A 7,075-nucleotide genomic window follows, 5' to 3' on the forward strand; every position below is an offset into this window, starting at 1 on the left:
TAAAGAAGTGCAGCGAGGGGTTCCGCTTGCCGGGCCGCAGGAGTAGAAAGGACTCAACGGCCCGCGAGACCTGGGACATCCGAGAGGATCACCTTCTACGCAGCAAAGGCCCCACGGACCGAAGCATGGACGATCAGCACCCACGCGACGTCGACCCGTCGATTACGGGCCAGCCGCACCAGGTGACGGACAAAGTTTCCGACCTGATGGGCAACATATCGAGGACGCTTGGTAACTGAGCGGACATGCCAGCGGCGGTACCAATTCCGGTACCGCCGCAACCCTTTGAGCGCAGCTCCCTCGCGGCGAGGCGCGCTTCGTGGCGACCCGGTCGGCGTCAGCTTCGCCGACACGGCGGGGGCTGCGGCGGGTTTCTACCAGGTCCTGCTAGGCCGCGCCTCGTTGCAGCGCCTCGCAGACCGCCGTCGACTCCCGCACCCCGAGCTCCACGGCCCGTCCGCAGTGCGCGATCCAGGCGGCCATACCCTCCGGGGTCCCTGACAGGTAGCCGTCAAAGGCGGCTGCGTAGCCGGCACGCCCGAGTTCGGCGTGACCGACCTCGGCGGGGCAGATCGACTTGGGGTCGAGACCGCTGCCCACGAGGACGATGCGTTCGGCCGCCCTGGCGACCAGTCCGTTGTACGAGGTGAACGGGCGCAGCGCGAGGAGCTCGCCGTGCACCACGGCCGCCATCACCAGCGCCGGGGCCGAACTGCCCGCGATCACCAGCTCCGAGAGCCCGTCCAGCCTGGCCGCCACTTCATCGGCATCCGGCAGCGGAGCCGCAATGAGCGGCTCGTCGGCCTTCTCGTCCTCGATCCGCGGACGGCCGACCACTTCATCCTGCGCGGCTCCGCCCGCGGCCACCAGATGCAGCCGGGCCAGGACTCGGAGCGGGGACTGCCGCCAGATGGAGAGCAGCTGGCCGGACTCGGCAGTCAGCCTGAGAGCGGCTCCGACGGTACGGGCCTCGTCCTCGGCGCCGAAGTCGCTACGCCGCCGAACCTCCTCCAGCGCCCAGTCGGCCCCCGCGAGCGCCGCCGAACCGCGGGCTCCGCGCAGCGCCGCCTCGGATGCGACCTCGTTGCTGCGGCGCCGCATGACCCGATGGCCGTAGACGCGATCGACAGCCTTGCGTACGGAATCGACGGTATCCCCGACTCCGGGCAGGGTGCCGAGGGCGGCCAAGGGGTCAGGGGCGTTCGTACTCATAAGTAGGGAGGCTACGCGCAACGACGGCCGGCCCCACATTGGAGTGGTCTTCTTCACGCATAACCGGCACCGAGAGCAGTCGAGCGCATACCCTAGGTGAACATGAAGATCGCTTTCGTAGGGAAGGGCGGCAGTGGCAAGACCACCCTGTCCTCACTTTTCCTTCGCCACCTCGCCGCGCAGCGGGCCCATGTCATCGCGATGGACGCCGACATCAACCAGCACCTCGGCGGTGCGCTCGGACTGGACGAGGACGAGGCGGCGGCACTGCCGGCGATGGGTGCGCACCTACCGCTGATCAAGGACCATCTGCGCGGGACCAACCCGCGGATCGCCTCGGCCGACACCATGATCAAGACCACCCCCCCGGGCGAGGGGTCGCGGCTGCTGCGGGTGCGCGAGGAGAATCCCGTCTACGAGGCCTGCGCCCGCGCCGTGCGGCTGGACGGCGGTGAGATCCGGCTGATGGTGACGGGCCCGTTCACCGAGTCCGACCTTGGAGTGGCCTGCTACCACTCCAAGGTCGGGGCCGTGGAGCTGTGCCTCAACCATCTCGTCGACGGCCCGGACGAATACGTGGTGGTCGACATGACGGCGGGGTCGGACTCCTTCGCGTCCGGGCTGTTCACCCGCTTCGACATGACGTTCCTCGTGGCCGAGCCCACCCGCAAGGGCGTCTCGGTCTATCGGCAGTACAAGGAGTACGCACGGGACTTCGGGGTCGCCCTCAAGGTGGTCGGCAACAAGGTGCAGTGTCCGGACGACGTGGACTTCCTGCGCGCGGAGGCGGGAGAGGACCTCCTGGTCACGGTTGGGCAATCGGACTGGGTGCGCGCGATGGAGAAGGGCCGCCCCCTCCACTTCGGCCGACTGGAGCAGCAGAGCCGCCAGGCGCTGGGAGTACTGCAGGACGCGGCGGACAGGTCGTACGGGAGCCGCGACTGGGAGCGCTACACCCGGCAGATGGTGCACTTCCATCTGAAGAACGCCGAGAGCTGGGGCAACGCGAAGACCGGCACCGATCTGGCGGCGCAGGTGGATCCCTCGTTCGCCATCGGGGAGCCGGCCGCAGGAGTCGGCGCTCCCCAGCCCGCCTAACGCGGCCGTCTCTTCACGGGCTCCGCATCCCGCACCCCGCCCCGTACGGACCGGGCAGGCTCCCCAGCCGCGATGGGCGCGGGTGCGGATGCGGCGGACCGTGAGGGAGATCCACGGGATCCGAAAAGGCGGACTCGCCAGTTCCTCACCCAGCCGAGTGAACTGATGCCCCATTTGCCCGGAAGGTCATGCCTTTCTCTTTACCCTGCATTACGATTCATTTACTCAGAGTTGAGATTGCGCCCCGATTCGGCGGGCGTGGCCGAGGCTCCGTATCCGTGCACATCCGAACATCCCGCCGCTGACACGCCGTGACCCACGGCCGCGCCACACACACCGCGACCGCGCCGCACCGGAGGAGACGGGACCATGTCCGCTTGCTTTCCCTCTCGTACGCACGACGAAGACAACAGCAACATCAGCCCCAGCGGCCACCACCCACACAGTCCCCCCGGACCACCGGACGGGCGCCGACGACGCGGCGACCAGGGCGACCGGGGACCTGGCAGCGGCTTCCGGATCGCCGGCGCCGACGTCTCCTCCTCGATCAGCGTCTTCCTGATCGCCCTGCCGCTCTCGCTCGGTATCGCACTCGCCACCGGGGCGCCGCTCCAGGCGGGCCTCGTGGCGGCTGCGGTCGGCGGCATCGTCGCGGGCCTCTTCGGCGGGGCACCGCTCCAGGTCAGCGGCCCCGCCGCAGGGCTCACCGTGATCACGGCCGACCTCATCCAGCGCTACGGATGGCGCACGACGTGTGCGATCACCGTGCTCGCCGGTCTCAGCCAACTCGCCCTGTCAGCCCTGCGCGTGGCCAGGTCCGCGCTGGCCGTCAGCCCGGCGATCGTGCACGGCATGCTTGCCGGAATCGGTGTCACCATCGCGATGGCCCAGCTGCACATCGTGCTCGGGGGCACCCCGCAGAGCTCCGCCGTCGACAACCTGCTCGCCCTACCGGGCCAGCTGGCTGACCTCCATCCGGCCGCGCTGTCGGTGAGCCTGCTCACCATCACCGTGCTGCTCACCTGGCCCCGCTTCCCGGGCACGATAGGGCGTTGGGTGCGGAAGGTGCCCGCGGCACTGGCATCGGTCGTCGCCGCGACGGCCCTGGCCGCTGCCGCCGGGATCAGTCTGCCCCGCGTCGACCTGCCGTCATGGAGCAGTCACGCCCTGCCCGGGCTGCCGGAAGGCCCGGTGCTCGGGCTGATCGCCGCCGTCCTGACCATCACCCTGGTCGGTAGCGTCGAGTCGCTCCTGTCCGCCGTCGCCATCGACAGGCTCGCCGCGGCCCGCAAGAAGCCCGCCATCCGCGTCCCGCGCGCCGACCTCGACCGGGAACTTCGCGGACAGGGCGCGGCGAACGTCGTGTCCGGCGCGCTCGGGGGGCTTCCCATCACGGGTGTCGCCGTGCGCAGCACCGCCAATGTCTCGACGGGTGCCGTCAGCCGCCACTCGGCCATGCTCCACGGCGTCTGGATCGCGGTCGCCGCGCTGCTGCTGGTACCCGCACTCGATCTGATCCCGCTGGCCGCGCTCGCCGCCCTGGTCATGGTCGTCGGTGTCCAGATGGTCAACATCACCCATATGCGCAATGTGCGGCGGAACCGCGAACTGCCGGTGTACGTAGCCACGATGGCCGCTGTCGTACTCACTGGCGTCCTGGAGGGCGTGGCCGTCGGTATCGCCGTGGCGGTGGCTCTCGCGCTGTACCGGCTGACAAGGGTCCGGATCGGCATGGAGCAGCGGGACGGCCACCACCGGGTGCGGGTGCACGGGCAGTTGACGTTTCTGGCCGTGCCGAGGCTGAGCCGCGTGCTCGGCAAGATGCCACATGGGGCCGACGCTGTTGTGGAACTGGACGGTTCGTTTATGGATCACGCGGCTTACGAAGCCCTGCACGACTGGCAGACGACCCACGAAGCGCATGGTGGAACCGTCGAGTTCACCGGCCGTACGGGAGGACGGATCGCCGAGCCCGCCCCGGAATCGCATGCCTGCTGCCGGCCGTGGACCCCCTGGCGGAACCACCACTGCGGGGAGCATCCAGCAGCGGCTTCCTCCGTCTCACCCGAACGGCGTACCGAGCATGCTCAGCATCAACTGGCCAGCGGACTGAGTTCCTTCCAGCGCAATACGGCCCCGCTGGTGCGTGAGGAGCTGGCGAGGTTGGCGCGCGAAGGGCAGCGGCCTTCACAGCTGTTCCTGACCTGTGCTGACTCCCGGCTCGTCACCAGCATGATCACCGCCAGTGGCCCGGGTGATCTGTTCACCGTGCGGAACGTGGGAAATCTGGTGCCCAAACCCGGTGAAGAGGGCGGGGACGACTCGGTCGCCGCGGCGATCGAGTATGCGGTGGACGTGCTGAAGGTGGATTCGATCACGGTCTGCGGTCACTCCGGCTGCGGCGCGATGCAGGCACTGCTGAAGGGTATGCCGGAGGGCGGGGACCAGGCGACTCCGCTGCGGCGCTGGCTGCGGCATGGACAGCCCAGCCTGGCGCGTATGAAGTCGCCTCAGCACACCTGGGCCCGGATCGCCGGGAGCCTTCCGGGCGATCCGGTTGAGCAGCTCTGTCTGACCAATGTCGTCCAGCAGTTGGAGCATCTGCGAGCCCACGATTCCGTGGCACGCGGACTGGCCGACGGCACGCTCCAACTGCATGGGATGTACTTCCATGTGGGTGAGGCCCAGGCGTATCTGCTGGCAGACGGCGAGGACCGCGGCGACCCCACCGAGGAGGTCTTCGATCGCGTGGCCTGCGAGCCTGCGACTCCGGAGCGGGTACACGCCTGAACTTCCAGGGCACGACGTCCGTGGGAACGTGTGGCCTCTCTTTTCCATCCACCGGAGAAGGGAGGTCGTCCCGTCCTGACGTGCGGATGTACGGATCTACAGACGGGAGCCACCTCAAGACCATAGGTCTACACCATTTCCCCGAGGGCCCTTGTCTCCCGGGCATCTGGCTGATGAGCTATGGCCTGGGACACATAGGCATATAGGACGCCCTGGGAAAGGGAGAAGTCGTGAGCAACGAGAGCCTGGCCAACCTGCTGAAGGAAGAGCGGCGTTTCGCACCGCCGGCCGATCTGGCGCGGGACGCCAATGTGACGGCCGAGGCGTATGAGCGGGCCGCGGCGGACCGGCTGGGGTTCTGGGCCGAGCAGGCGCAGCGCCTGAGTTGGGCCAAGGCGCCGACAGAGGTGCTGGACTGGTCGAACCCGCCGTTCGCGAAGTGGTTCGCGGACGGCACGCTGAACGTGGCGTACAACTGCGTGGACCGGCATGTCGAGGCAGGTCTCGGCGAGCGGGTCGCGATCCACTTCGAGGGCGAGCCCGGTGACAGCCGCGCGGTGACCTATGCCGAGCTCAAGGACCAGGTGTCCAAGGCGGCGAACGCGCTGACCGAACTGGGCGTGAGCGCCGGGGACCGGGTCGCGATCTATCTGCCGATGATTCCCGAAGCCATTGTCGCGATGCTGGCCTGCGCCCGGATCGGCGCCGCGCACTCGGTGGTCTTCGGCGGCTTCTCCTCCGATGCGGTGGCCTCCCGTATCCAGGATGCCGACGCCAAGCTCGTCATCACCGCCGACGGCGGTTATCGCCGGGGCAAGCCCAGCGCGCTCAAGCCGGCCATCGACCAGGCGCTGGCGTCCTGCCCGCAGGTCGAGCACGTGCTGGTCATCCGCCGCACCGGCCAGGACACCGCCTTCACCGAGGGCCGTGACCTGTGGTGGCACGACGCCGTCGAGCGCCAGTCCGCCACGCATGAGCCCGAGGCGTTCGGCGCCGAGCACCCGCTGTTCATCCTCTACACCTCCGGCACCACCGGAAAGCCCAAGGGCATCCTGCACACCAGCGGCGGCTACCTCACCCAGGCCGCGTACACGCACCACGCCGTCTTCGACCTCAAGCCGGACCGCGACGTCTACTGGTGCACGGCCGACATCGGCTGGGTCACCGGGCACTCCTACATCGTCTACGGCCCCCTGGCGAACGGTGCCACCCAGGTCATCTACGAGGGCACCCCCGACACCCCCCACAAGGGCCGCTTCTGGGAGATCGTCCAGAAGTACGGGGTCACCATCCTCTACACCGCGCCCACCGCGATCCGCACCTTCATGAAGTGGGGCGACGACATCCCCGCCAAGTTCGACCTGTCCAGCCTGCGTGTCCTCGGCTCGGTCGGCGAACCCATCAACCCCGAGGCCTGGATCTGGTACCGCGAGCACATCGGTGCCGGCGCCACCCCCATTGTCGACACCTGGTGGCAGACCGAGACCGGGGCCATGATGATCTCGCCCCTCCCCGGAGTCACCCACACCAAGCCCGGCAGCGCCCAGCGCCCCCTGCCCGGCATCAGCGCGACAGTCGTCGACGACAACGGCCGGGAGGTCGCCGACGGCCACGGCGGCTACCTCACCCTGACCGAGCCCTGGCCCTCCATGCTCCGCACCATCTGGGGCGATGACCAGCGCTTCATCGACACCTACTGGTCCCGCTTCCAAGGCCAGTACTTCGCCGGCGACGGCGCCAAGAAGGACGAGGACGGCGATATCTGGCTGCTCGGCCGTGTGGATGACGTCATGCTCGTCTCCGGGCACAACATCTCGACCACCGAGGTCGAATCCGCCCTGGTGTCCCATCCCAAGGTCGCCGAAGCCGCGGTCGTGGGCGCCGCCGACGACACCCCCGGCCACGCCACCCGCGCCGTTGTGATACAGCCGGGCACCGCGCCGGGGGACGCGGGCCGCACCCAGTCGCTTATAAA

4 protein-coding genes are annotated in these 7,075 nt (G+C 68.8%); 3 read left to right on the top strand and 1 reads right to left on the bottom strand.

The window, feature by feature from the left end; genetic code table 11:
• Positions 1-387: 387 nt before the first annotated feature.
• Entirely contained in the window at positions 388-1,212 is an 825-nt protein-coding gene (locus tag ACFWI9_RS03395) for an oxidoreductase (RefSeq protein ID WP_387158777.1), read from the bottom strand.
• 102 nt (positions 1,213-1,314) lie between these two features.
• On the opposite strand from ACFWI9_RS03395, the gene ACFWI9_RS03400 reads away from it, so the two are divergent.
• The 3 genes from ACFWI9_RS03400 to acs form a co-directional block, all read left to right on the top strand.
• On the top strand, positions 1,315-2,310 hold the full coding sequence (locus ACFWI9_RS03400; RefSeq protein WP_387158778.1) for an ATP-binding protein: 996 nt from the start codon (positions 1,315-1,317) through the stop codon (positions 2,308-2,310).
• Positions 2,311-2,679: 369 nt separating this feature from the next.
• On the top strand, positions 2,680-5,100 hold the full coding sequence (locus tag ACFWI9_RS03405; protein WP_387158780.1) for a bifunctional SulP family inorganic anion transporter/carbonic anhydrase: 2,421 nt from the start codon (positions 2,680-2,682) through the stop codon (positions 5,098-5,100).
• A 230-nt stretch (positions 5,101-5,330) separates the two neighbouring features.
• The coding region (gene acs, locus ACFWI9_RS03410) for an acetate--CoA ligase (RefSeq protein ID WP_387158782.1) at positions 5,331-7,075 on the top strand (1,745 nt) is incomplete at its 3' end.

This window comes from Streptomyces sp. NPDC127084 (genome assembly GCF_042724175.1).
GTDB lineage: Bacteria > Actinomycetota > Actinomycetes > Streptomycetales > Streptomycetaceae > Streptomyces.